This is a genomic window from Burkholderiaceae bacterium DAT-1 (genome assembly GCA_019084025.1).
GTDB lineage: Bacteria > Pseudomonadota > Gammaproteobacteria > Burkholderiales > Chitinimonadaceae > DAT-1.
Genome location: JAHRBI010000006.1, coordinates 24,073 through 50,012, shown reverse-complemented (window position 1 = coordinate 50,012; position 25,940 = coordinate 24,073). Strand labels below are relative to the sequence as shown.

25 protein-coding genes and 1 tRNA gene are annotated in these 25,940 nt (G+C 54.2%); 20 read left to right on the top strand and 6 right to left on the bottom strand.

Going from position 1 to position 25,940, the window contains the following annotated elements:
- Positions 1 to 320: 320 nt before the first annotated feature.
- The 6 genes from KSF73_13455 (at position 321) to KSF73_13430 (ending at position 7,269) form a co-directional block, all read left to right on the top strand.
- Complete coding sequence (locus KSF73_13455) at positions 321 to 2,528, top strand: chemotaxis protein CheW (protein ID MBV1776717.1); 2,208 nt, start codon at positions 321 to 323, stop codon at positions 2,526 to 2,528.
- A gap of 42 nt (positions 2,529 to 2,570) precedes the next feature.
- Positions 2,571 to 3,398 carry a chemotaxis protein CheR gene (locus tag KSF73_13450; protein MBV1776716.1) on the top strand — a complete coding sequence of 276 codons (828 nt, stop codon included), beginning with the start codon at positions 2,571 to 2,573 and terminating at the stop codon, positions 3,396 to 3,398.
- The gene (cheD, locus tag KSF73_13445; protein ID MBV1776715.1) at positions 3,391 to 4,008 is read left to right on the top strand and encodes a chemoreceptor glutamine deamidase CheD; all 618 of its coding nucleotides are present in this window, start codon (positions 3,391 to 3,393) and stop codon (positions 4,006 to 4,008) included. Before KSF73_13450 ends, cheD begins: the two co-directional genes overlap by 8 nt.
- The gene (locus tag KSF73_13440; protein MBV1776714.1) at positions 4,005 to 5,090 is read left to right on the top strand and encodes a chemotaxis response regulator protein-glutamate methylesterase; all 1,086 of its coding nucleotides are present in this window, start codon (positions 4,005 to 4,007) and stop codon (positions 5,088 to 5,090) included. The genes cheD and KSF73_13440 overlap by 4 nt, the downstream gene beginning before the upstream one ends.
- A gap of 165 nt (positions 5,091 to 5,255) precedes the next feature.
- Positions 5,256 to 5,564: an STAS domain-containing protein gene (locus KSF73_13435; protein ID MBV1776713.1), complete on the top strand. Its 309-nt coding sequence runs from the start codon at positions 5,256 to 5,258 to the stop codon at positions 5,562 to 5,564.
- 10 nt (positions 5,565 to 5,574) lie between these two features.
- Positions 5,575 to 7,269, top strand: coding sequence for a SpoIIE family protein phosphatase (locus KSF73_13430; protein ID MBV1776712.1), 1,695 nt, complete (start codon positions 5,575 to 5,577; stop codon positions 7,267 to 7,269).
- Positions 7,270 to 7,393: 124 nt separating this feature from the next.
- Here KSF73_13430 and KSF73_13425 read toward each other — a convergent pair whose 3' ends face one another.
- Positions 7,394 to 8,527 (bottom strand): response regulator, encoded by a 1,134-nt coding sequence (locus KSF73_13425; protein ID MBV1776711.1) that lies wholly within the window; start codon positions 8,525 to 8,527, stop codon positions 7,394 to 7,396.
- 119 nt (positions 8,528 to 8,646) lie between these two features.
- Positions 8,647 to 8,871, bottom strand: coding sequence for a hypothetical protein (locus tag KSF73_13420; protein MBV1776710.1), 225 nt, complete (start codon positions 8,869 to 8,871; stop codon positions 8,647 to 8,649).
- 104 nt (positions 8,872 to 8,975) lie between these two features.
- Between KSF73_13420 and KSF73_13415 the strand changes: the two genes are divergently transcribed.
- The 4 genes from KSF73_13415 (at position 8,976) to KSF73_13400 (ending at position 13,157) form a co-directional block, all read left to right on the top strand.
- Positions 8,976 to 10,766 (top strand): ABC transporter ATP-binding protein/permease, encoded by a 1,791-nt coding sequence (locus KSF73_13415; protein MBV1776709.1) that lies wholly within the window; start codon positions 8,976 to 8,978, stop codon positions 10,764 to 10,766.
- 2 nt (positions 10,767 to 10,768) lie between these two features.
- The gene (locus tag KSF73_13410; protein MBV1776708.1) at positions 10,769 to 11,053 is read left to right on the top strand and encodes a hypothetical protein; all 285 of its coding nucleotides are present in this window, start codon (positions 10,769 to 10,771) and stop codon (positions 11,051 to 11,053) included.
- A gap of 71 nt (positions 11,054 to 11,124) precedes the next feature.
- Positions 11,125 to 12,636: a DNA-3-methyladenine glycosylase 2 gene (gene alkA / locus KSF73_13405; protein ID MBV1776707.1), complete on the top strand. Its 1,512-nt coding sequence runs from the start codon at positions 11,125 to 11,127 to the stop codon at positions 12,634 to 12,636.
- A complete protein-coding gene (locus KSF73_13400) occupies positions 12,633 to 13,157 on the top strand; it encodes a methylated-DNA--[protein]-cysteine S-methyltransferase (protein ID MBV1776706.1) in 525 nt (174 codons plus the stop codon). Before alkA ends, KSF73_13400 begins: the two co-directional genes overlap by 4 nt.
- A gap of 8 nt (positions 13,158 to 13,165) precedes the next feature.
- On the opposite strand, the gene KSF73_13395 is transcribed toward KSF73_13400, so the two are convergent.
- Positions 13,166 to 13,639: an Lrp/AsnC family transcriptional regulator gene (locus tag KSF73_13395; protein ID MBV1776705.1), complete on the bottom strand. Its 474-nt coding sequence runs from the start codon at positions 13,637 to 13,639 to the stop codon at positions 13,166 to 13,168.
- A 189-nt stretch (positions 13,640 to 13,828) separates the two neighbouring features.
- Between KSF73_13395 and KSF73_13390 the strand changes: the two genes are divergently transcribed.
- From KSF73_13390 to KSF73_13375, 4 genes are all read left to right on the top strand, one after another.
- Entirely contained in the window at positions 13,829 to 14,446 is a 618-nt protein-coding gene (locus tag KSF73_13390) for a LysE family translocator (protein MBV1776704.1), read from the top strand.
- 93 nt (positions 14,447 to 14,539) lie between these two features.
- A complete protein-coding gene (gene pheA, locus KSF73_13385) occupies positions 14,540 to 15,613 on the top strand; it encodes a prephenate dehydratase (protein MBV1776703.1) in 1,074 nt (357 codons plus the stop codon).
- Positions 15,614 to 15,638: 25 nt separating this feature from the next.
- The gene (locus KSF73_13380) at positions 15,639 to 16,214 is read left to right on the top strand and encodes a TIGR00730 family Rossman fold protein (protein ID MBV1776702.1); all 576 of its coding nucleotides are present in this window, start codon (positions 15,639 to 15,641) and stop codon (positions 16,212 to 16,214) included.
- A gap of 35 nt (positions 16,215 to 16,249) precedes the next feature.
- Positions 16,250 to 16,783: a hypothetical protein gene (locus KSF73_13375; protein ID MBV1776701.1), complete on the top strand. Its 534-nt coding sequence runs from the start codon at positions 16,250 to 16,252 to the stop codon at positions 16,781 to 16,783.
- Between the two features lie 13 nt (positions 16,784 to 16,796).
- Here KSF73_13375 and KSF73_13370 read toward each other — a convergent pair whose 3' ends face one another.
- Positions 16,797 to 17,975, bottom strand: coding sequence for an HD domain-containing protein (locus tag KSF73_13370; protein MBV1776700.1), 1,179 nt, complete (start codon positions 17,973 to 17,975; stop codon positions 16,797 to 16,799).
- Positions 17,976 to 18,367: 392 nt separating this feature from the next.
- Here KSF73_13370 and aroF point away from each other — a divergent pair, with 392 nt between their 5' ends.
- The gene (gene aroF / locus KSF73_13365) at positions 18,368 to 19,384 is read left to right on the top strand and encodes a 3-deoxy-7-phosphoheptulonate synthase (protein MBV1776699.1); all 1,017 of its coding nucleotides are present in this window, start codon (positions 18,368 to 18,370) and stop codon (positions 19,382 to 19,384) included.
- Positions 19,385 to 19,441: 57 nt separating this feature from the next.
- On the top strand, positions 19,442 to 20,308 hold the full coding sequence (locus KSF73_13360) for a prephenate dehydrogenase/arogenate dehydrogenase family protein (GenBank protein ID MBV1776698.1): 867 nt from the start codon (positions 19,442 to 19,444) through the stop codon (positions 20,306 to 20,308).
- Between the two features lie 217 nt (positions 20,309 to 20,525).
- On the opposite strand, the gene KSF73_13355 is transcribed toward KSF73_13360, so the two are convergent.
- Together KSF73_13355 and KSF73_13350 are read right to left on the bottom strand one after the other, a co-directional pair.
- Positions 20,526 to 20,616, bottom strand: a tRNA-Ser gene (locus KSF73_13355).
- 79 nt (positions 20,617 to 20,695) lie between these two features.
- On the bottom strand, positions 20,696 to 21,379 hold the full coding sequence (locus KSF73_13350) for a phosphoadenylyl-sulfate reductase (GenBank protein MBV1776697.1): 684 nt from the start codon (positions 21,377 to 21,379) through the stop codon (positions 20,696 to 20,698).
- A gap of 141 nt (positions 21,380 to 21,520) precedes the next feature.
- Between KSF73_13350 and cysB the strand changes: the two genes are divergently transcribed.
- The 4 genes from cysB to uvrB all read left to right on the top strand — a co-directional run bounded on the left by cysB (position 21,521) and on the right by uvrB (position 25,929).
- Complete coding sequence (cysB, locus tag KSF73_13345) at positions 21,521 to 22,453, top strand: HTH-type transcriptional regulator CysB (GenBank protein MBV1776696.1); 933 nt, start codon at positions 21,521 to 21,523, stop codon at positions 22,451 to 22,453.
- A 99-nt stretch (positions 22,454 to 22,552) separates the two neighbouring features.
- Positions 22,553 to 23,458, top strand: coding sequence for a DUF2807 domain-containing protein (locus KSF73_13340; protein ID MBV1776695.1), 906 nt, complete (start codon positions 22,553 to 22,555; stop codon positions 23,456 to 23,458).
- A gap of 2 nt (positions 23,459 to 23,460) precedes the next feature.
- Entirely contained in the window at positions 23,461 to 23,844 is a 384-nt protein-coding gene (locus KSF73_13335) for a diguanylate cyclase (protein ID MBV1776694.1), read from the top strand.
- A gap of 72 nt (positions 23,845 to 23,916) precedes the next feature.
- Complete coding sequence (uvrB, locus tag KSF73_13330; protein MBV1776693.1) at positions 23,917 to 25,929, top strand: excinuclease ABC subunit UvrB; 2,013 nt, start codon at positions 23,917 to 23,919, stop codon at positions 25,927 to 25,929.
- Positions 25,930 to 25,940 lie beyond the last annotated feature (11 nt).

Below are 25,940 nucleotides of genomic sequence, written 5' to 3'. Positions count from 1 at the left end.
CCGCCGTGATATCGCTGCAATTCCAGGATATGGTCATTCAACAAATGACGCATGCAGTGAAGCGCTTGGCGGTCTTGGAAAATCTCAATCAATGTATGCGGGATTCAATTGATGCGACACGCGGTAGCATTCGCAGTGGCAACCCCGATACGGTACGTGAACGCTTTGAAAGCGCACTCAATGATGTCATTGAGGTATTGAAAGCGCATGATGAACGCGCACCCGTTAAACAGGAAGATATGAGCACTGGCGGCGTAGAACTGTTTTAAACAGCACGCTGGTTACCACGCTTAAGTGCAAGCTTGATGGAGGAAACATCGATGCAGATTGACATGTCTGAATTCATCCAGACGTTTTTCGAAGAAGCCAGTGAGCATTTGGCCTCGATGGAATCTTTGTTACTGGCGCTGAATCTTGAGTCACCCGAGGCGGAAGATCTAAATGCCATTTTTCGGGCTGCGCACTCAATTAAGGGCGGTGCAGCCACATTTGGGTTTGATGATCTGAAGGATGTGACACACATCCTGGAAAACCAGCTTGATCGGGTGCGCAAAGGCACGCTCGCGCTACGCTCGGATATGGTCGATACCTTTCTGGAGGCGGGGGATGCACTAAAAGCGATGCTTCAAGCCCACCAGCAAGGCGAGGAGGCAGATGCGTCCGTTTCCGGGGATGTCTGCCGGAAACTCCATGCGCTGGAGGCGGATGGCCACGATGCGCCACCTTCTGCTCCACAGTCTGCACGCTGGTGTCTGGCGGTCATTGAAAAGATGGCTGACCAGACAAGGCAGGATATGGTCGTAAATGGGCTGGGTGTGCTCGGCTGGGTCAGGGATGAAACATCACCAGATAGCGACGCCTACCTATTACTTACGCCGGACAGTCGAGAACAAATTATCGAATCGCTCGCTTTCCTGATGGAGAGTGACGCTTTCTCGCTCGAGCGTTTACCGGATGATATCGAGTCTTTTGGCCTATTCGATCCAATTAAACCCGCACTTTCCGTCGATGATGGTTTTGGCATGTTTGATGCTGCTCCCGCAGATGACGGATTTGGATTGTTTGTCGATGAGCCACAAAAGGACGAGGGCTTCGGGCTCTTTGTCGAACTCGCCAAACCGGCAGCGGACGAGGGCTTCGGATTATTCGACACATCTTCCGGAAATGGCGGCACTGATTTAGCTCCCGCAAAAGACGACGGCTTTGGATTGTTCGAACCTTCGCATGGACAGGTGCAGAAGCCACCTGCCGCATCTGCATCGACTCCGGCTCCTGCGCCAATGGTGGAAAGAAGGGCGACCCCCCGTCCTGCAACAGAAGCTGGAAATGCACCTGAATCTAGCTCGATTCGGGTAGCCGTAGAAAAGGTGGATCAGATTATCAATCTGGTGGGCGAGTTGGTGATCACCCAGGCCATGCTGGCTCAGGTGGCCAGCGAGCTGGACCCTGCTCAATTTGAACGTCTCAATAACGGCGTCGCTCTGCTTGAGCGCAATACACGCGAATTGCAGGAATCCGCCATGTCGATTCGGATGATGCCGATTTCCTTTGTATTCAGCCGCTTTCCGCGCGTGGTACGGGATACGGCAGCCAAATTGGGAAAGAAGGTGAGGTTGCTGACCCAGGGTGAGTCCACAGAGCTGGATCGTGGCCTGATCGAGCGTCTTTCGGATCCGCTGACTCATCTGGTTCGTAACAGTCTGGATCACGGCATTGAAGCGGGTGATGTCAGGTTAGCCAAAGGTAAAGACGAGCAGGGAACATTGAGCTTACGCGCCTTCCATCAGGGCGGAAACATTATCATTCAGGTTCAGGATGATGGTGCCGGGCTCAATCGGGACCGTATCCTGGCCAAGGCACGCAGTCAGGGGATGAATGTCAGTGATGATATGGCGGATGGTGAGGTATGGGGGCTCATTTTCGAGCCTGGCTTCTCCACGGCAGAGGTGGTGACCGACGTGTCGGGACGCGGTGTCGGGATGGATGTGGTTAGACGGAACATTCAGGGGATGGGTGGCCGGATTGATATCGAGTCGATCAAAGATATCGGCACCACGATGACGATTCGCTTACCACTGACGCTGGCGATTCTGGATGGCATGGCGGTCAACGTGGATGGTGAGGTCTATGTCATCCCATTAGCGTTTATTGTGGAATCACTGCAACCCCGTACTGAAGACATTAAAACAATTGCGGGTAAGGGTAGGGTGGTGAATGTTCGGGGTGAATATCTGCCCATCATATCCTTGCGAAATAGCTTTAATAGCGAGTCGGAAGAGTTAAACGATTGCAATGCATTGTTTGTCATCGTCGAGTCCGAAATGGGTAAAACAGCGCTTGTTGTAGATGATCTGATGGGTCAGCACCAGATTGTTATCAAGAGTCTGGAGACCAATTTCCGCAAGGTGGCGGGTATTTCCGGTGCAACGGTGATGGGTGATGGCAGGGTTGCGCTGATTGTCGATGTCGAGTCACTGGTGCGGCTGAGATTGCAGTCTGGTCGTGAAAAAGCGGTCAGTCATGTGTAATGCGGGCTGACTAGCCGGATTCATTCGGGATATGTGTCAATTATGATGCAAAGCGAGTTTGATCTGACCGATCGGGCGTTCTCGGAAATACGTCAAAAAATCTATGCGCGAGCCGGCATCAATCTCGACGCTCGAAAAAAGCCTATGGTGTACAGTCGGCTGGCGCGCCGGTTGCGGCAACTGGGATTGGACACCTTTGAAGCCTATCTGGGCTTGCTGGAAGATCCCAACGATGAGGAATGGCAATCCTTTATCAACGCACTGACCACTAATCTCACCTCCTTTTTCCGTGAATCACATCATTTTGAAGCCTTGCATGAATTGGCTGGGCAATGGATGAAGACGCGAAAGAGCGTGCGTGTCTGGTGTAGTGCGGCATCTTCCGGGGAGGAACCGTATTCGATTGCCATGACGCTGGTGGAAGCGCTTGGATATCATCCTGGCATCCATATCCTTGCAAGTGATCTGGACACTCAAATGCTGGCTTTCGGGCAGGCAGGCGTCTATCCCGTGGATCGGCTGGAACGCATGGCGCCGGAGCGAAAACGCAGATTCTTTCTGCGGGGGCGAGGTGCTCAGGAGGGAATGGCGTGCGTACGTCCGGAATTGCGTCAACTGATTGAGTTTCAACAGATTAACTTATTGGATCGGCAATGGGCTTTATCAGGGAAATTTGACGCAATTTTTTGCCGCAATGTCATGATTTATTTTGATAAACAGACTCAGGCAAATTTATTGAAGCGCTTTGCTCCCTATATGCATGGTGATGGGCGTTTGTTTGTCGGGCATTCCGAAAATCTGGCGCATGTATCGGATGTATGGCATCCATGTGGCAGGACGATTTACCGACTGGACGCGCCGTATGCATGAAAGTGCCCTCGCCGGGCCGGTTCGTTATTTTGACTCGCAGGTGCGACAAGAAGCGATCAAAATTATGCCTGGCGATTATCACGTGTCCGATCAGGATATTGTGATCGTGACCATACTGGGATCATGTGTTGCAGCGTGCATTCGTGATCGCCAGTCCGGTGTAGGAGGAATGAATCATTTTATGTTGCCGGGCATGCAGCGTGACCAGCAATCCAATTCAACGACGGCACGGTATGGTTTTCAAGCCATGGACTTTCTGATTTCGGATATCTTAAGACGAGGCGGTCACCTGTCCAGGCTGGAGGCGAAAGTGTTTGGTGGCGGTAAAGTGATTCGAGATCTGTCGAGTGCAAATGTTGGCGAAAAAAATGTTGCCTTTGTACGTGAGTTTTTGGACCGCACCAATATTCCAATCGTTGCGAGCGATGTGCTGGATACCTGCCCCCGAAAAGTATACTTTTTCCCTTTCTCCGGAAAAGTACTGGTTCAACGATTGACAGGGAATGCTCAGGCCATTGAACGACGCGAAAGTGAGTACAGTTCACAGCTACGCGCTGGAAAAACAGTTGGGCTGGTCGACAAGTTATCCCAACGTGGGGAGACGCAATGAATAAGATCAAAGTCGCCATCGTAGATGATTCGGCATTGATCCGGCATCTGTTAAGCGAAATCGTCAATCGGACCGAGGATATGGAGGTGGTGGGCACCGCTGCCGATCCCCATATCGCCCGGGAACTGATTCGAAACACCAATCCCGATGTCGTGACGCTGGACATTGAAATGCCCCACATGGATGGTTTGGCATTTCTAGAGAAGATCATGCGGCTGAGACCGATGCCTGTGATCATGATTTCCACGTTGACAGAGGCCGGATCAGAGGCAGCCATTCGCGCGTTTGAGCTAGGTGCTTTTGATGTCATCGCCAAGCCGAAGGCCGATGTCGTTCGGGGTATTGAGGCTTACGCAGACGATTTGGTCGACAAAATTCGCGCCGCCGCTAAGGTTAAACCAAAGAAACTGATCGCCCCCATTCCTGCGAAGCAGCTATCGGAGGATAGCGCGCAGCAAAAGCGTGCCCGACCCAGACTGGCCTCATCGGATACCATTATTGCAATTGGTTCCTCTACTGGTGGGACGGAAGCCTTACGTACGGTCATGGAGGGAATGCCTGCAGACTCGCCCGCCATTCTGATGACCCAGCACATGCCCGAGGCCTTCACCAAGTCATTTGCCCGGCGGCTGGACGGCATTTCCAGACTCTCTGTCAAGGAAGCGGAGCATGGCGATGTGGTTATTCCCGGACATGGTTACCTGGCGCCCGGCCACTCGCACATGCTGATTGTGCGTAAAAATGGTCAGTATGTCATTCAGCTCAGTGATGCAGAACCTGTCAATCGTCACCGGCCGAGTGTCGATGTCTTGTTCGATTCTGTCGCCAAGTGTGCGGGTAAGCATGCCCTGGGGGTGATCCTGACTGGCATGGGCAAGGATGGTGCGCGAGGCATGCTGGAGATGCATAAGGCAGGTGCATGGACTGTAGCGCAGGATGAGGCATCCTGTGTCGTGTTCGGCATGCCCAGGGAAGCGATTCAGCTGGGAGGCGTAACGGAAGTGGAGCCGCTGACTAAAATTGCGGGTGTGCTGATTAGCCATTTGAAGCAAATCGGCTACGGCGGAAAAGCAATTGCTTGATTGCTACACGGCCAAGATCGGACGCGCGGCAGGTAGATCGGTCGGGACAAACATCTGTATTTGCCTATACTGCGAATGGGTATGATGCAATCGATATCGTACACTGTGTGAGATCAAGGCATGATGTCTTGATTGACGACATCGGCGGTGGGAGGGATTAAGATCATGGCTGTAAATGGAAAATTGATAGACCACTGCGCGGTCATCTCCATACAGGGGCAGTTTAATTTTTCCCTGCATCAGTCGTTTAGGGAAACAACCCAGAAGTTACTGACGACTGCTGGTGTCAATGCCGTGGATGTAAATTTAAATGAAGCCAACTACATCGATAGTTCGGCGCTGGGTATGTTGTTAGTATTGCGGGAAACGGCCAACCGGGCAGGAATCAGCCGTTTGAAAATTTCAGGCGCGAAGGGCTCTGTGCAGAAGGTACTAGCCATCGCCAAATTTGATAAGTTCTTTACGCTGGAATAGTGCGTTTGCCATGACAAAAACATTAACCATTCTTGCGGCAGATGACGTCGATATGAATCGACGCCTGCTGACAAGAATCGTTGAACGGCTCGGTCACACGATCATGCTCGTGGAGAACGGCCAGGAGGCGGTTGATTTTTGCCGGACACAGATCCCGGATCTCATCCTGATGGATGTGATGATGCCGGTGATGGATGGCTTTGAAGCAACCCGGCAGATCAGAACCTTGCTGGGCGAGCGATGGATTCCCATTATTTTCCTAACCGCCAAGGCCGAGCAGGATGACCTGCTCGAAGGGCTGAAAGCGGGCGGTGATGATTATCTAACCAAGCCCATCGACGTCAGCATCCTGACCGCCAAAATCAATGTGATGGCGCGTATTGCTGACCTGCAACAACGCGTTGCGAGTGATGCGGTTAAGTTGGCCGAATACTACCGTAACAACGAGGCTGAGCAGGATCTGGCCAAGCATGTACTGCATAGCCTAACGGATCACTCCGAAACTGAGGGGATGGGCATTACCCAGTGGCTACAGCCTGCAGTCAATTTCAGCGGCGATGTGATTGCCGTCGCTCGGGCGCCTACCGGTGTCGTGCATGTCATGCTGGCAGATAGCACCGGGCATGGATTATCAGCAGCAATCAGTTGTCTGCCCGCCGTGACCTCTTTTTACTCGATGACCGAGAAGGGCTTTGCCATCAGCGCAATCGCCCGGGAAATCAATCAGCATCTGCATCGAAGCCTGCCATTAGGACGGTTTGTGGCTGCGATTATTGCTTCCATTGATCATGCAGAGCGGATTGTATCGGTCTGGAATGGCGGGATTCCTTCGGTGCTGATGGTGAACCGCCAGGGTAAGTTGTTACGCCGCTTTGATTCCAAATCACCTCCGCTTGGCGTGATGGCGAATGACGATTTCGACCCGTCATTGACGCTATATCGCTGGCATGACGATGCCTCGCTGATTATGTGCTCGGACGGACTAACCGAGGCGCGGGCGGCAAATGGTGACGAATTCGGCGAGATGGGTATTCTGAACGCCATTGCAGCGGATCCGGAGGGCGAGCCCTTGGAGACAGTTCGTCGTGCAGTGCTCAGGCATCTTGACGGCGAAGAGTGTCATGATGATCTCTCCATATTGGTCGTGCCCTGCATCGAGCAATCTGCGAGTATCGAGCGTTCTACTAGCGCGCGTGCTGCGCATACCGAACTGGCTAACTGGGAAATTAAGCTTACTTTTGGCCCACGGCAATTGCGTGAAGACAATTGTATGCCGGCCCTTCTTGGCTGGCTCAATCAGATCGGACTGGATGCCAATCAGTTTGGCGAAGTGCTGCTTGTACTCACTGAGCTGTTCAACAATGCCTTGGATCATGGCATATTGAGGCTGCCATCCGAATTGAAGTCTGCAGGCGAGGGCTTTCAGGAATACATGTCGCAACGTCAGGAGCGTTTACAAGCCTTGGAAAGCGGGCTCGTCGAAATTGGAATGGTTTATCAGGTCGATAGCGAGCAAGCGATTTTACGCCTCTGGGTGCGTGATAGTGGTCCCGGGTTTGATCTGGCAAAAGTCGAGCGGAATAATCATGTCGATGATGCCCGGCAGACGCATGGACGTGGCATCCCGCTGGTGCAGCGTTTGTGTAAGTCAGTGCGCTGGATGGAGCATGGCAATTTGGTCGAAGCTGAATATCAGCTGCACTGACCTGCATGCCAATGAACGGCGATGGCAATAGGATGCGATTGCACGTTCGAAAAGTAAAACAGGCGATCTCATGGGTCGCCTGTTTCTTTGAATGATGCTTGATCGGTGTGTGCGATGGTATCGCTTAGTGGATCTGCCGTTGTGAGCCGGCGAGGGTTAATTCATCGGCAAGTAACTGCAATGCATCGGTAATACGCTGATCATCGCCCAGTGAACCTACGGCCTCGCCCATGGCAATCTCGATATTCTTTTGCAGGCGAAGCTCCTGCTCGTCAGTGAGCCCCGCAAGCCCCACGCTATGCTCGATATTGCGTCCCAGATCAAACATGACAGAGCGCAGGTCTGCACGAATTTGCCGGTGTTGATCCTGCAGCTGTCTGACCAAGGTATGGGCACGATGCGCGGCAATATCAATGGCCACCGTGCGTTTTTCCAGCCGGGCTTGCGCAAGCAAGGCCGATGCACGATTTGAAGCTGATTCAACCAAAATCGCAAGGTGATCGCGCAGGCGGCCGCACTTGTCATCATCGTTGGTAGGAAGGTTGGAAATCAGCAATGTGGCATTGGGATAGTTAATGGAAATGCGTTGCTTGAACTGGAAGATACGGGCGTGCGAACGCATATGTTCAATAATCGAAATATCGAGCGGCGAACTCGGGCCGTGGCTACTCCAGTTAATCGTTTCCAGATCATGTCGAATCTGAATATCGCCTTGCAACCCCCATTCAGCTAAACCACTTAAAATGCACTCAGCCATGGCTTGCAGGGATTCTGCGCCACAAATCTTGCGCAATGCCTCAAGTACAACCCCGGTTTCACCCAGATTGGTCAGAAAGGAAAAGGCGATCTGTTCGGCAGATTGTCGCGCCGTTTCGGAGTCGTGGCGTCGCTGCGCCAGATCAAACACAGCTTGCAACTTGGCAACGAGCTCTTCTGAACTTGCACTCTTGACGATGAAATCCTGCCCGCCTGATTCGTACGCACGTAGTCTGGATTCGATGTCATCATGGCCGGACACAAATACGATCGGGACATCGGCCAACTCGGGATGCAGCTTGATATCGCGACAAATATCAATGCCATTGCCATCCGGCATCTCGATATCCAACACGATCATGCCGGGTTTAATGGCTTCCGCAGTCGGAATGATTTCTTGAGCTGACGAAACGGTGCCAACCTCAAAGTGCTCCACCAGCAAGCCGGATAGTCGACGCAGCACGATACGATCATCGTCCGCAATCAGGACGCTTTTGCGCATGGTATTCCTCCTGAAACTGACCAGCTCCCTTGAGAGTAGGCCTTATATCCAGTGTAGAAAGGAAATGCACAAAAAAAAGCTTTTAAACTGTTCGATAGGCTGCTGTCTGACGAGTTGTATCAATCGTCTTGTCGAGAGCTGTCGCTTCCTGAATCGCCCGTGTCAGAAGAGCCGCCCTCGTCAGAATCACCACTGTCCTGCTGGTCGCATACAGTGATATGGGCGGCATCCATGCTGTCATCATCTGATGTATCACTTGCTGGCTGTGCTTTTGGCAAAGTCATCCAGACAATCACAATCAATAATCCACCGGCAAAGAGCGCTTCGAATAATAACCAGAGCATGAAGTGGCTTTCTGTTCTTGATATCTCAGTTATCCTGCGCCTGCCTCTTGCAAACCGAGCAGGTGACACCATCATAATCAGGTTACCGATCCAGAGATATCACCATGAGCGCACCTGTCGCGAGTCCGCCACGCAATGACATGAATACACTGCGTACGCTGCTGCCGTATCTGTTGCAATACAAATGGCGGGTGCTTCTGGCATTGACCTGTCTGGTGTCGGCAAAGTTAGCCAATTTTGGTGTGCCGCTGGTGCTGAAAGGGATCGTGGATCACCTGACACCTTCTGCCAGCCAGCAATTGGGCGTGCAGTTGGCCGTGCCGGTACTACTGATTGCAGCTTACGGCGGGCTACGACTAGCCACCACAGCCTTTGGCGAGCTGCGTGATGCCGTGTTTGCCAAAGTCTCGCAGGGGGCGATTCGTCGTATCGCACTGGAAGTGTTCCAGCATCTGCATCGCCTAAGTTTGCGCTTTCATCTGAACCGGCAAACCGGCGGTGTCACCCGTGATATTGAACGCGGCACACGGGGTATCTCATCACTACTCGGCCTGACGCTTTTCAATATTCTGCCCACACTTGTCGAAATCACATTGGTCACCGGCTATTTGATCTCGCGTTATGACTGGCCGTTTGCTGCAATCACACTGGTGACGATCGCGATCTACATCGTCTTTACCCTGAGCGTGACCGAGTGGCGCACCAAAACCCGCCGCGCCATGAATGAAATGGATTCCAAGGCCAACGTGAAGGCGGTGGACGCGCTGATCAATTTCGAAACGGTGAAATATTTCGGCAACGAACGCTATGAAGCGCAACGCTACGACGAAAGCCTGTCACGCTGGGAAGTAGCGGCGGTCAAAAACGAAATCGGTCTGGCGATTCTCAATACCGGACAATCAGCCATCATCGCGTTTGGGGTGACAGGGCTCGTGTGGCTGGCCGCAAGTGGTGTGGCGCATGGCAAGATGACGCTGGGTGATCTGGTACTGGTGAATGCCTTCCTGATCCAGCTCTATGCACCGCTGAATTTCCTCGGCATGGTGTACCGCGAGATCAAGCAATCGCTCACCGATATGGAGAAGATGTTCTCCCTGCTCAAGCAAACGGAGGAAGTACAGGACAAGCCGGATGCACAGACGCTGGCCACCGACCGTGCCGCCATCCGCTTCAACAATGTGCAGTTTGGCTATGACCCGAGTCGCACCATTCTGCATGGCGTCGATTTTGAAGTGCCGGCCGGGCAGACGGTGGCCGTAGTGGGGAGTTCGGGCGCGGGCAAATCCACGCTGTCGCGCCTGCTGTTCCGCTTCTACGATGTATCTTCAGGTAGTATCGAGATCAATGGCATCGATATCCGCAATCTGAGTCAGGAAAGCCTGCGCGGCCACATCGGCATCGTGCCGCAGGATACCGTGCTGTTTAATGACTCGATTGCCTACAATATTGGCTACGGCAAGCCCGGCTCCAGTCAGGATCAGATCCGCGAGGCTGCGCGCTCGGCGCATATTCTGGAATTCGTGGAAAAGCTGCCGGATGGCTGGGACACAACGGTTGGCGAGCGTGGCCTCAAACTGTCTGGTGGCGAAAAGCAGCGCGTGGCGATTGCCCGCACCATCCTCAAGAATCCGCCGATTCTGGTGTTCGATGAAGCTACGTCGGCGCTGGACTCCCGCACTGAAAAAGCCATTCAGGCCGAACTCGCGCATATCGCACAAAATCGCACCACGCTGATCATTGCCCATCGCCTCTCCACCATCGTCGATGCGCACCAGATTCTGGTGATGGCCGATGGCAGGATCGTCGAGCGCGGAACGCATGAGGAGCTGCTGGCGCGCGATGGTGAATATGCGCGGATGTGGGCGTTGCAGCAGAGTGAGCAGGCGGGGGAATAAAAATGGACTTTTGTGTTTTGCTTTTAGAAATGCGTGAGTACGAACCTTACCTTCTGGAAATGCTGTGCGGCCCCATGGGGAAATGGCAATCAGTACGTGAAATCCTTGATGAAACTGGATTTAACGCTCATGCGATTCCCCCTTCCATTGTTTCAACATGGCTCGAGTCCCCTCAAAATGAGGAAGGATACGCACTCATAATTTTTTACGATATGGATTCGGGTGAGACATTGACAGCTGAATATAATGTTGCCCGGCTGCGAAGGGCTGGGACGTTTGCAGATTGAAAACAGCTTAGCATAAGCAAACTCAAATCCATGTCCGAAAACAGCGAGCATCTTCCCTGCCAGCGTGGATAATGGCGTGCATGATGCTCGATGACGACAACTGCTACGCAGCCCTGATCTCCCGCGATGCCCGCTTTGATGGCCGGTTCTTTACCGGCGTGACCTCGACGGGAATTTACTGCCGCTCCGTGTGTAGTGCCCGCAAACCCAAGCGCGAAAACTGCACCTTCTTTCCGCACGCAGCGGCAGCCGAACAGGCCGGATTTCGTCCTTGCCTGATTTGCCGGCCGGAGCTTGCGCCGGGGCAATCGTTGCTGGAATCATCTTCACGCCTAGCGTGGGCGGCAGCACAACGCATCGAGGCGGGTGCATTGGATATGCTGGGTGTAGAAGGGCTAGCGGCCCGTCTCGGCATCACGGATCGCCATCTTCGGCGGATTTTTGCCGAGGCCTTTGGCGTGACGCCGATTGCCTATGCGCAAACACAGCGTCTGCTGATAGCCAAACGCCTGCTAATGGATACGCAGCTATCCGTCACCCGGATTGCCGAGGCATCAGGCTTTGCCAGTCTGCGTCGCTTCAATGATGCATTTTCAGAACACTATCAGCTGCCTCCGTCTGCGCTGCGCAAAACCCGTTCGACGCCAGCGGGTGAGGGGATCTGCCTGAGTCTGAGCTTCCGGCCACCGTTCGATTGGGCGCATCTGCTGGGATTCCTCGCCAGTCGCTGTATCAAGGGCGTAGAGATCGTTGCAGATGGATGCTATCGGCGCAGTGTGCGGTTGATGCGTGGCGGGCAGGTATTCACCGGCTGGCTGTCGGTGTGCATGAATAACAAAGGCAACGCACTATCGGTAACCTTGTCCGACAGTCTGCTCCCCGTATTGCCCGACGTGCTTGCCCGCTTGCGCCGCTTGTTTGATCTGGCAGCAGATCCTGATGCGATTGCCGCTGTGCTCGGACCGCTGGCGTCGGATGCGCCGGGTGTACGCCTGCCCGGGGCCTTTGATGGCTTCGAGATGACCATGCGGGCGATTTTGGGCCAGCAAGTAACCGTGAAAGCCGCGCATACGCTAGCCGGGCGCTTTGTGCAGGCATTTGGCGAGCCAATTGTGACGCCGTTTGCTGATATTTATACAGTGTTTCCATCGCCGGAGCGAGTGGCCGGGCTGGATACCGCCTTGATCGGTGAGCTGGGTATTGTGCGCCAGCGCGGACAGGCGATGATCGAACTGGCGAAGCGGGTCGCGAGTGATGAGCTTGATCTGGAGCCCGCCGCCGATGTAGACAAAACGCTCACTCAGCTGGAAGCGATTCCCGGCATAGGAAGATGGACGTCACACTATATTGCGATGCGGGCGCTGGCTTGGCCGGACGCCTGGCCGAGTGGCGATGTGGCGCTCATTAAAGCGCTAGGTGCGACCAGCGCGAAATCCGCAGATGTCATGGTCGAACAATGGCGGCCATGGCGGGCATATGCGGTTATCCACTTGTGGCGTTCGCTGGCCAAACTCCCCGCGACAAACTCAATGCCGCAAAGCAATTCCGATCAACATCAGTCAACTACGCGGGATGCATCATGAACCAGCCTTCATCTCATATTGCCTATACCAACTGGGCCTCCCCCTTGGGCAATTTGGTCATTGCGCGCAATGCCGATGGACTTGCCGGCGTGTGGTTCGATGGGCAGGCGCATTTTTCGGGGATTGAAACAAGCTGGCTGCAGGCAGAGGACGATCCACTGCTGCTCAACACCATCACCCAATTGTCCGAATGGTTTGGTGGAACGCGCCGCGCATTTGAATTGCCACTCGCACCCGCTGGCACCGCATTCCAGCAATCGGTCTGGCGCGAAATTGCGCGGGTTGGCTTCGGAGAGACACGATCCTATGGTGAAGTGGCCAATGCGCTCGGAAAGGCAGGCGCATCGCGTGCAGTAGGTGCGGCGACGGGGCGTAATCCACTGACGATTATTGTGCCCTGCCACCGCCTCATGGGGGCGAGCGGGGCGCTCACGGGCTATGCGGGTGGCTTGGCACGGAAGCAGTTTCTGCTCGCATTTGAGTCGGGTCGGGACACCCGCCCGTTTGCGCTTGAATCGTAAGGCGAGCGTTAAATCACCTCGACGGAGGTCGCCCGTTTCAGGCAACGCAAGGCAAACATTGAACGACTGTGGCGGATACCGCCGATGCGATAGAGCTTTTCGCGCAGGAAGCGCTCGTAGCCCGCTGTGCCATCCACGGCGATTTTGGCCACATAATCATACTCGCCCGAGGTAATCCATAGCTCCAGTACCTCCGGCAGCGCGCAGAGCTGTTCTCCGAAGCGCATCAGGGCGTCATCATCGTGGCGCTCCAGCGTGATTTCCAGAATCACCGTATCGGCCACTCCCAGTTTGCGCTGATCCAGTAGCGCCACATAGCCTTCGATAAAACCATCCGCTTCCAGACGTTTCACTCGATTCCAGCACGCAGTACTCGATAGGCTGACCTGTTCTGCCAGTTCGGCATTGGTCAGTCGAGCGTTTTTCTGCAGGGCGCGCAGAATGCGCCGGTCCAGCAAATCGAGGTCGCGTGGTGTGTGCATTTAATGATTTCCTGAAATATGACGATTTGCAGAAAAAAATTCTACAAAACAACAATTGCTGCACTGCATGATAGAATTTTCTTCGCAGCATTGGAAGTTATAATTCCCTTCGTTTTGCAGCGCATGCTTCGCCACAAGCCAAGCAATGCAGGCAGTTGATCAGGTTGTTGCGGTTTGGAGGGATGTCAGATGTCGTTTGAAAATTATTTTGCCTTTCTTGTGGCGGCATCTTTGTTAATTTTCTCTCCCGGTCCGGTTAACGTACTGGCCATGTCCGAGGCGCTTAGTTCGGGTTGGAAGCGCGCCATGTCCTGTGTGTGGGGTGCGGCCGCGGCCATGATTCTGCAACTGATCGTGACCGGTGTCGGACTCAGTTCACTGCTGGCCTTGCTGGGCGGCGGTCTGGATGTGCTGCGCTGGATTGGTGCGGCCTACCTGATTTATCTCGGCTATCAGCAGTACAAGGCGCGTGGACTGGTGCTGGATCAACCTGTGCAGAAAGTACGCCGCCGTACCCTGTGGTGGAAGGGCTTTGCTATTTCCGGGATGAATCCGAAAACCCTGCTGTTTTTCCCCTCATTTTTCCCGCAATTCCTCAATGCAAATGCGGCCTGGAGTATTCATGTTCAGTTCACCGTGCTTGCCGCTACATTTACTGCGCTATTTGTGATTGGCGTGGGAGCGACAGCGATGTTCTCGCATCAGTTCCGCTCGCATCTCGCTGACGTCAAAAAGGCGCGAGGCGTGAACCGTGTGCTGGGTGGCATGCTGGTGATGATGGGTGTCATGCTCGCCGCATCAAAGTAAGCATCAACAGGATTGACGCACAGCAGCAAGCCGCATTAAGCTCAAACGCCTGATCATACTCGGCATGAACGTGCCGATTCTGCGGAGCTTCTAATGTCGGACGAGCAGTTGAAGTCGCATCGCGATGCCATCGATTCACTCGATCAACAGATTCTTGAGCTGTTGAACCAGCGCGCCACCCATGCGCGATCCATTGGTGAGTTGAAGGGCACCGGCGTCATCTATCGACCCGAGCGTGAAGCGCAGGTACTCACCCGGCTCAAAGCCCTGAATCGCGGCCCGCTGCCCGACGAATCCATTGCCAAGCTGTTCCGCGAGGTCATGAGCGCCTGCCTTTCTATCGAACGCCCGCTGATGATCGCGTACCTCGGACCGGAGGGTACCTTCAGTCAAAGTGCCGCCGTCAAACACTTCGGGCATGCTGCCAATACACAAGCCTGTGTCAGCATCGACGAAGCCTTCCGAGTGGTGGAAGCCCGCAGCGCCGATTATGTTGTGGCGCCGGTAGAAAATTCCACTGAGGGTGCAGTTGGCCGCACGCTGGACCTGATGGTGAATACGCCCCTCAAGGTCTGCGGCGAAGTCGTGCTGCGCATTCATCACCATCTACTGCGCCAGTCGCCCACACTGGAAGGCATTCGCCGCGTGTATTCGCATGCGCAATCGCTGGCACAGTGTCACGAATGGCTGAACAAGCATCTGCCTGCTGATGTTGAGCGCGTGTCCGTGTCGTCCAATGCCGAAGCGGCTCGTCTGGCCAGTCTCGACCCGAATTGCGCCGCCATTGCAGGTGATGCCGCTGCCGAGCGCTTCCATCTGGCCAAACTCGCCGATAGCATCGAAGACGAACCAAACAACACGACGCGCTTTCTGGTGCTCGGTTATCACGATACAACGGCATCCGGGCAAGACAAAACCAGCCTGGTCATGTCGGCGCAGAATAAGCCGGGCGCCGTACATTCGCTGGTGTCGCCACTAGCCGAGCATGGCGTGTCCATGACCAAGTTCGAGTCGCGCCCATCGCGCACCGGCCTGTGGGAATATGTGTTCTTTGTGGATATTGAAGGTCATCACGAAGACCCCAAAACTCAGCGCGCACTTGAAGCATTGCGTGAGCAGGCGGCATTTGTGAAGGTGCTGGGTTCCTATCCAGTTGCAGTGATCTAAGCAGTATCGAACAAAAGGGTTTTACATGAGTTTCGCCCCCGGATTTGACTCCGTCTGTGTATTTTGCGCATCCTCCCTTGGTCAGGACGCCCGCTTTCAAGAGGCCGCAGCAGCGACAGGTACCGCACTGGCCCGCCGCGGGATTGAACTGGTCTGGGGAGGTGGTCGCGCCGGATTGATGGGCGTGGTGGCGGATGCCGCACTTGCAGCCGATGGCGATATTTTCGGCGTGATTCCGGAATTCATGGCCGAGCGCGAACTGGCGCACCCGGAAGCCACCGAGATGGTGGTGGTGGAATCCATGCATGCGCGCAAAGCCGTGATGGCGGAACGGGCTGATGCTTTTATTGCCTTGCCGGGCGGGTTTGGCACCTTTGACGAACTCTTCGAAATCATTACCTGGTCGCAATTGCGCCTGCATGCCAAGCCAATCGGTATTCTGAATGTGGCGGGCTATTACGATCATCTGATCGCCATGATGGATCAGTCCGTGAGCGCAGGCTTTGTACAGGCCGCCAGCCGCGATAGCATTGTGGTGGCTGAATCCATTGATGCCTTGCTGGATGCGCTGGCTGCATGGAAAACCGCACATCAGGCATAAATCGCTCGCGCAGCCGCGGTAGGCGCATCCGCCGTATGCTGACTGCACCGCTGATACTGGTTGCGGCGCTGCTGATTTTTCTGGAAGACTTCCTCTGGGACGAGCTGGCGCGCCTACTCGGTGTACTGGCTCGCTTGCCCCTCTGGGCACGCCTGGAACGCTGGATCAAAGGCTTGCCTGCATGGGCTGCACTGCCTTTGTTTCTGGTGCCAATGGTGGTGCTGTTTCCACTGAAAATTGCCGCACTGTGGTTGATGACGAACCACCATGTGGTGCTGGGTTTGCAAATTATCCTGCTTGCTAAAATTGCCGGTACGGCCATTGCTGCGCGCTTGTTTTTGCTGCTGAAGCCAACCTTGCTGACCGTTGCCTGGTTTGCACGAGCCTATGAGTGGGTCACGCGCTGGAAAGCACGTGTCATGGCACGATTGCATCAAATGTACGGCTGGCGACTTGCTGCCGCAATGATGCTCGGCTTGAAGCGGCGCTGGCGCGGCTATGCATCTCGTGCCGGGTTGCTGACCCGTTTAAAGCAGTTGTTACGGAAGCGTGGGACTGATACTGAGTGATCAGCCAGTTCAATCAGGCTGCAGAGCGGGTGGCATGTTTCTCTGGTGGTGTGTACTGATGCGCCGCTTCACTGAATCGCTTGCGAATGGCTTCTCTTTCTTCCTTGGCATTCAGAAGTGCGTCTACACAGTCCGGATCAAGTCTGCCGCCTGCCGCTTCGTCACGCAATAGAGCGACGACGCGCGCTTCTTCCCAGGCGGGTTTGTAGGGGCGTTCGTTCGATAATGCATCATACACATCCGCCACAGCCACAATCCGTGCCTCAATGGGAATGTTGGCCATAAACAAGCCGCGAGGATAACCCGATCCATCTCCGCGCTCATGATGACCTGCCACGATATTGCGCATGATGCGGGATGCGAGATCTTCGTTTAGTCCCATATCTGCCACGATCTGATCAATCATCGTTTCGCCGATGGTGACATGCTGCTTCATGATCGCGTATTCGCTTTCGGTCAGCTTGCCGGGCTTCAGCAGAATGCTGTCCGGAATACCAACCTTGCCAATATCGTGCAAGGACGAAAACAGGTGCAGATATTCAATAAATTCGTCAGAAAGCTGGTGTGAAGATGCAAGCTTCTGTCCCATCAGACGCGCATAGGAAGCAATACGTTCCAGATGCTCACCTGTCTCCATGTCACGTATGCGCGCCAGTCCGGCTGCAATGTGCACTGTGCTGATCAGATTGCGGACTGCGCGTACTTCACTCAGGTATAAGTGTGCGATCAGGTCAGCAAAAACGGTCAGAAATTCAGCTGCGGCGACGTCGAATGCATCGGGTGTTTTGGAATCAAAGAACAGAAAGGCGGCCAGATCTTCACCATTGTAGATCGGTACAGTGAAGCTCGAATGATAGGACTGCTTTTTAAGCCAGTCAGTATGTTCGGTTGGCGAATCAAAGCGATCACCGATATTGCTAATCAGTCGATTTTGCCTCGCTTTTGCTAACTGGGCGAGAGAGGGAACATCTGACAATCGGGCCTGATACCCTATGAGCGCATGATGATCGTGATTGCTGCTCACAAATGTCTTGAGCAGATCGGTCGCTTTATCGTAGATAGCGAGTGCAACGCGATCGACATCCGGGTAGCGCGCGCGAATCACGCCGTGAATGGCAGATAGGCGTTCAGTCAGGCTATTGGCGGATCGGTCGCCGGTGGAAAGCAAGGTTTCACTGGAATCTGGATGCATCTTGAATGCGCTCTGGCAGAGTGGCGTGTGCGGAAACGATTGCTACATCAGTACTATAGGTGTTGGGCTACGCCTCCAGCTAGTCCTGTCGGATGTACGGATGTCTTGTTTTTGCACAAGAATATTCGGCAAACGTGCACAAACGACAAATTTTGGGGTAAGCTGGACTCTGATTTCAACTTTGGTGCACTGCGGGATTTTTCCATGCGTCATTTTGTGGTGTTTTTCGGCTCCTATTATTATCCGCTCACTTCGTGACGCGGGCTGGCCGATTTCACCCATAAGAAATCAAAGAGATACCAAGGCGGGCCCCAAACAGGGCCCGCTTTTTTATTGCCTGTACGACTGTAAATTGCATCACTGCCTCGGGCAGGTGCTGAAAGGAAAGTAAAATGATTATTGTGATGTCACCCGGCGCATCGGATGAACAACTGGACGCTGTTGTACGCCGTATCCGTGATGCAGGACTGGCCGAGCATGTCTCGCGTGGCACGGAGCGCACCATTGTCGGCGCGATTGGCGATGAGCGCGCATTGAGCGAACAAGTGTTCGAACAAATGGAAGGCGTGGAAAAAGCCTTGCATATCGTCAAACCGTACAAGCTCGTGGCGCGTGAAGGTCATCCATCTGGCTCGGTCATCGATATTCGCGGCGTGAAGCTGGGTGGCAAGGAGATTCAGGTGATCGCCGGCCCGTGTTCTGTCGAGACGCAGGCGCAGATGGATCAATCTGCCGCCGGGGTACATGCAGCGGGCTGCAAGATGATGCGGGGTGGCGCGTTCAAGCCGCGTACCAGCCCCTACGCCTTTCAGGGTCTCGGCGAGACTGGTCTGGAGTACTTCCAGCAGTCGGCCAAGGAATACAAGCTGCCCATCGTGACAGAACTAATGGATGTGCGCATGCTGGATACTTTCCTGAAGCACGATGTCGATGTGATCCAGATAGGCGCGCGCAATATGCAGAATTTCGATCTGCTGAAAGAAGTCGGCAAGGTCAACAAGCCGGTGATTCTGAAGCGCGGCTTGTCGGCCACGATTTCAGAATGGCTGATGGCTGCGGAATACATTGCGGCAGGCGGCAATCACAACATCATCCTGTGCGAACGCGGCATCCGTACCTTTGAAACCGCTTACCGCAATGTGCTGGACATCACCGCCATTCCCGTACTCAAGCGTGAAACGCATTTGCCGGTGATTGTTGATCCGAGTCATGCAGGCGGTAAAGCCTGGATGGTGGCTGATCTGGCGCGCGCTGCCATTGCTGCTGGCGCAGATGGCTTGCTGGTCGAAATGCATCCGAATCCCTGCGAGGCATGGTGCGATGCCGATCAGGCGCTGACCCCCGAAGCGCTGAAATCCCTGATGGTAAGTCTGAAAGCCATCGCACAGGCGGTTGGGCGCGATCTCTGAGCCGATCAGGGCAAGGGTGAGCATCAATAGCAGGCAAACCGGAATAGGTGGTACAGGATGCAGGCAGGGGATGGTTTTACACTGGTGGTGATTGGCGTGGGGCTGATCGGAGGCTCGTTTGCGCTGGATCTACGCCGGGCAGGGCGGGTGAGCAAAGTGATCGGGGTAGGCCGTTCCCCGGAAAACCTGCAGCGTGCGATTCAGCTCAAAGTGATTGATGAGGCCGATACACTGGAATCGGCCGTGTCTCGCGCCGATCTGGTGCTGATTGCCACGCCGGTGGGGCAGATGGAAGCAATCATGCGCCGGATCAATGCCTGTCTGCCGCCGCATGCGCTGGTAACTGATGCGGGCAGTACGAAGGTGGATGTATGTGCGCTGTACCATCGGTGCTTACCGGATCATCTGGATCGCTGTGTGCCGGGGCATCCCATTGCCGGATCGGACTTGTCTGGTGCAGCGGCGGCGCGGTTTGCGCTTTTCGAGCAGCGCAAAGTAGTGCTGACGCCATTGCAAGAGACCGCCTCGGGCAGCGTCGAGCGTATCCGTTCGCTCTGGCAGTCTACCGGTGCGCAAGTTGTAGAGATGAGCGCACGCGAGCACGATGATGTATTCGCGACGGTGTCACATTTGCCGCATCTGCTGGCGTTTGCATACATGAACCACGTTCTGAACCGGCCTCATGCCGATCGCTGTCTGCAACTGGCTGCTTCAGGTTTTCGCGATTTCACGCGGATTGCGGGGAGCCATCCGGAAATGTGGCGGGATATCGCGATGGGGAATCGAGAGGCATTGCTGGATGAATTACAATTGTTCAGGGATGAGCTGGATCTGGTGATCCGGCAGCTTGGCGGGCAGGACGGACAGGCTATGCGCGACGGCTTCGCCCGAGCGTCAGAAGTACGGGCGAAGTGGCGGTTGTAAAATATTATTCGCGTAAACAATACGCGAATGCCCCCACTTTTCGTGCCAGCAAGTTTGTTTCTATTTCTAAAGACCTGTGAATCTAGCGCGGCATCTCTGTCTGCCTGCAAATCTTCGCCTCCGGCACCGAAAATATACATTCGGTAGGGGGGCGCTTGATCGCAAAAAAACAAAAAACCCGCAAAGCCAGTAGCCATGCGGGTTTTCATTTGATTCGTGGCGGAAAGGGGGGGATTCGAACCCCCGATAGGCTATTAACCTATACACGCTTTCCAGGCGTGCGACTTAAACCACTCATCCACCTTTCCTATTTCTCAGTTGCGGCGTGCGCTGCTGAGGGCGCGAATATTACATGAATGATTCGCACTATGCAAATGTTATCTGCAATTATTTTTTGATGTGCAGTCCGCACTCTTTGGTTTCGGGGTTTTCCCACCACCAGCGGCCAGCACGGATATCTTCACCAACCGAGATAGCGCGCGTGCAGGGTGCGCAGCCGATGCTGGGGTAGTGACGGTCGTGCAGCGCATTGTAGGGGATGCTGTTGGCGCGGATATATTCCCAGACTTCCTTTTCAGTCCATTCGATCAGCGGGTTGAATTTCTCCAGACCGTTGCCCGCATCCCACTCGCGATTGCCAAGATCGGTACGAGTGGGAGATTGTTGACGGCGCAGACCCGTGAGCCATGCTTTCTTCCCCGCAAGCGCCCGTTTAAGTGGCTCGATCTTGCGCACATCGCAGCATGCCTTGCGTAGTTCGACCGAGTCATAGAATGCATTGATGCCGTGTGTATTCACGAATTGCTCTACGCCGGTGGTATTGGGGTAGAAGAAGGTGATAGGTCGCGCAGGATAGGCATCCTGCACTCTGCCTGCCAGATCGTAGGTCTCGGCGGGCAAGCGCCCGGTATCCAGGCTGAAAATTTCGATGGCTAGGGCATGCTGGTGGATGAGGTGGGTGAGCACCATATCTTCTGCACCAAACGAATTCGCGAATACAGCGGGCTGGAACGAATCAGCAATGGTGTGCAAGAGTGCAACGGTATCTGCAAGTTTTTGTTCGAGGCTCATGGATATTGACCACATTTTTGACAAATTGGCGTCATCCTAGAGGTCTCTGCTAATCACCGGAAAGATTGCTGTGTTAGGATGATATAACCAAATGATCATCAAGCGTGCGCCGGTGTGGTGCACGCTCAGGAAGGCAGCATTATGAAGCTTCAGCAATTGCGTTATCTCGTCGAAGTCGCCAAGCAGGGATTGAATGTCTCGGAAGCCGCCGAGGCTTTACATACCTCCCAGCCGGGCATTTCCAAGCAGATTCGCTTGCTTGAAGATGAGCTGGGTGTGCAAGTGTTTGTTCGTAACGGTAAGCGCGTGGTGGATGTGACTGCACCCGGCAAGGAAATTCTGACGATTTCCGAGCGCATTCTGCGTGAAGCCAAGAATCTCAAGCGTGTGGCAGAAGAGTTTGTTAACGAGGAAGAGGGTAGCCTCACCATTGCCACCACGCATACTCAGGCGCGCTACGCCCTTCCTAAAACCATCAAAGCCTTTTTGGAGCGCTATCCCAAGGTTCGCTTGTCCATCAAGCAAGGGAGCCCCATGCAGATTTGTGAGATGGTGGTAGCAGGCGAAGCGGATATCGCGATCGCCACCGAGGGGATTGATCAGTACGAGCAACTGGCTCAACTCGATTGCTATCAATGGAATCGCAGTATTATCGTCCAGGATCATCATCCGCTACTGGATTTGCGGCGTGCAGTGACACTTGCGGATGTAGCAGAGTGGCCAATCATCACCTATGACTTTGCATTTGCGGGGCGTTCGCGAATCAATCAGGCATTCGAGACCGCCGGTCTTCAGCCCAACGTCGTACTCACGGCCATTGATACCGATGTGATTAAAACGTATGTCAATCTGGGTCTGGGTGTAGGGATTATTGCTAGTATGGCATTCGACCGGTATCGCGACGAAGGTTTGTTTGCGATTGATGCCAGCCATTTGTTCGCCCCGTCAACGACACGTATCGGTGTGCGCCGTGACGCCTATCTGCGCGGTTATACCTATGATTTCATCCAGGGATTCGCTCCGCACTTATCCCGTGAATCTGTCGAGCGCGCCATGGGGCGCATTGAAGACTGACCGTCGGTCTGTTGCAAATATGCGGCACGCTCTAAAGGGCGTGCTTTTTTTAAATGATGGGTATAACATACCAATAAGAATGTTTAATTGGAGGACGTCATGAAACAAGTTCTATTCCTTGGCGCAAGTGTTGCCATGCTCACAGCATGTAGTGTCAAAGTTGAGTCCGATCCCAAAACGGGTGACTTTGAACGGGTGCGCATCAGCGTAGATGGCGGCGTACAGAAATCTGGCAAGCATCTAAGCGAAACCCGCGAAGTCGCGATGTTTGACAAGCTAAACGCAACCGGTTCTGTGGACTGTGAGGTCATCGTTGGTGACACCAAAGACGGCAAGCCACAACTCATTATCGAGGGCGATGAGAATCAGGTTAAGCGCATTAAAACAGACGTCAGTGACGGCACGCTGAATGTATCCCTGAATGGTCAGAATATGCTGGTCATCGGGGCGCATTATCAATCGGACGATACGGTTGTGAAGATCGTTGTGCCTAAACTCCTGGCAGCTTCGCATACGGGATCTGGGAGCCTCAAGGTCGAAGGACTGAAGGGGGATGACTTTGATTACCAAGGTACAGGCTCCGGCGATGCCAAATTGGTCGGCAAGGTTGGCAAACTGTCGGTGCGTATGAATGGATCGGGTGATCTCGATGGCGAAGCCGTGTCACCACAGGCGACAACGGTTGAAATCATGGGTTCTGGCGACGCCCGGTTTGGCCATATGAGTGCAGATAGTCTGTCCGTGTCAATTCACGGATCAGGCAGTGTGACTGCGGATGGATCATCCAAGCAGGTTAGTGCCAAGGTAATGGGTTCCGGTAGCGCGGAAATGCGTGAATTACGTGCAGAGAGTGCTGATCTGGAAGTGTGGGGGTCGGGCGATGTCAGTTTGCGCGTCATCGACAAGCTCGTTGCCAGTACGCACGGTTCCGGCAATATTACTGTGGTCGGCAAGCCATCCAAGTCGCAAACCGATGGCAAGAATATCGAATTCGAAAGCGAATAAGCATGGCTGTTAGCGGGCTTGACCATATCAACCTTCAGGCACCACAGGATGCTTTGCGCACCGCCCGTGATTTTTATGTGGATGTGATTGGGTTGTCGGAAGGGGGGCGACCCGGCTTCCGACGGCCGGGTTACTGGCTTTATGCAGGCGATCATCCGATTCTGCATCTAACTGAAGAAGTGTCCGCGCCAACGGGGACAACGTGCACGACGCAAGATCATGTTGCGTTTGCGTGTGGCGATGCGCATGCAATGAAAGTACGGCTGGAAACAGCTGGCGTGCCTTTCCAATGCAAAGAAGTACCGGGCAAAGGCATCCTGCAGATCTTTTTGCATGATCCGCTTGGTAATGGCGTCGAATTAAATTTCGGTGAAGGGTCATGCTAACAGAGAGATGAAGTGTCACGATTCTGGTGAACGAATGTACAATGGCGCATCACGCTGGTACACGAGTTCACCATGATCGAGACGTTTCCCGGTAGTCCCTATCGCCTGCATCAACCCTTTCCGCCTGCCGGTGATCAGCCCGAAGCGATCCGCCAGTTGCTCGAAGGCCTGGATGATGGTTTACGCTTTCAGACCCTGCTTGGGGTGACTGGCTCAGGCAAAACGTACACCATGGCCAATGTGATTGCCCGCTCGGGTCGTCCGGCCATTGTTATGGCGCCGAATAAAACGCTCGCTGCTCAGCTCTATTCGGAATTCCGCGAGTTCTTTCCGGAAAATGCCGTCGAATATTTCGTCAGCTATTACGATTATTATCAGCCTGAGGCTTACGTACCCAGTCGCGATCTGTTTATCGAGAAAGATTCGCAGATCAACGAGCATATCGAGCAGATGCGGCTATCTGCCACCAAAGCCATGCTGGAACGGCCGGACTGCATTATTGTCGCCACTGTTTCAGCCATCTACGGTATTGGCGATCCGGGCGACTATCACCAGATGATTCTGCATCTGCGCGAAGGTGAAACGTTGAAGCAGGCGGATATCATTTCGCGCCTGGTGACGATGCAATATACCCGCAACGAAATGGATTTCTCGCGTGGCGTATTCCGTGTACGTGGCGATGTGATTGACGTGTTCCCCGCCGAGCATGCCGATCTGGCGGTGCGGATTTCGATGTTTGATGACGAGATCGAGACGCTGCAGTTATTTGACCCGCTCACCGGGCAAACCCGCCAGCGGGTCGGACGGTTTACCATCTTCCCGTCCAGTCATTACGTGACCCCACGTGCCACTGTTCTTGGCGCCATTGAAACGATCAAAACAGAACTGCACGAGCGCTTGGAGTTCTATCACCGCAATCAGAAGCTGGTAGAAGCGCAGCGTCTGGAACAGCGCACCCGTTTTGATCTGGAAATGCTGAATGAAATGGGCTTCTGCAAGGGGATTGAAAACTATTCGCGGCATTTTTCCGGCAAAAAGGCGGGTGAACCGCCGCCAACGCTGATCGATTATCTGCCTGAAAACAGCCTGATGTTTCTCGATGAATCACACGTCCTGATTGGTCAGATTGGCGGAATGTACCGAGGCGACCGTGCGCGCAAGGAGAATCTGGTTGATTACGGTTTCCGTCTGCCATCTGCGCTGGATAACCGCCCGCTGCAATTTGAAGAGTTTGAAGGCATGATGCCGCAAACGGTGTTTGTGACCGCTACACCAGCGGATTACGAGCGCAAGATGCAAGGGCAGGTGGTCGAGCAGGTGGTGCGTCCGACCGGTCTGGTCGATCCGATTGTGGAGGTTCGCCCGGTTGGTACCCAGGTGGATGACCTGATGAGCGAGGTCAAGAAGCGCGTAGCAGTTGGCGAGCGCGTGCTGGCAACCACGCTCACCAAGCGCATGGCTGAGCAGTTGACCGAGTACCTGAACGAACATGGCATCAAGGTGCGCTACCTGCATTCGGATATTGATACGGTCGAACGCGTCGAAATCATCCGTGATCTGCGTCTGGGCGTGTTTGATGTGCTGGTCGGGATCAACTTGCTTCGCGAAGGTCTGGATATTCCGGAAGTGTCCCTTGTGGCGATTCTCGATGCCGATAAAGAGGGTTTCCTGCGGAGCGAACGCAGTCTGATCCAGACGATTGGTCGCGCCGCCCGCCACCTAAACGGCACGGCTATTCTGTATGCTGACCGGATTACGGATTCCATGCGTCGAGCCATGGATGAGACTGAGCGCCGCCGCCACAAACAGCTGGCGTTCAACGAGGCAAACGGCATCGTGCCCAAGGGTGTGCAGAAGCGCATCAAGGACATCATTGATGGCGTCTATCACGAGGATACGAAGTCAGGTAAAGGCGGAGTGGTTCGTGAAGAGCTGGTGGAGATGGATGAAAAAGCGCTGGCCAGGGAACTCAAACGAATCGAGAAGGCCATGCTTGAGGCCGCCAAGAACCTTGAATTTGAGCAGGCCGCACGATTGCGCGATCAATTGCATGCACTCCGAGCCCGTGTATTTGGTGCGGAGTAGGGACTGTCGTG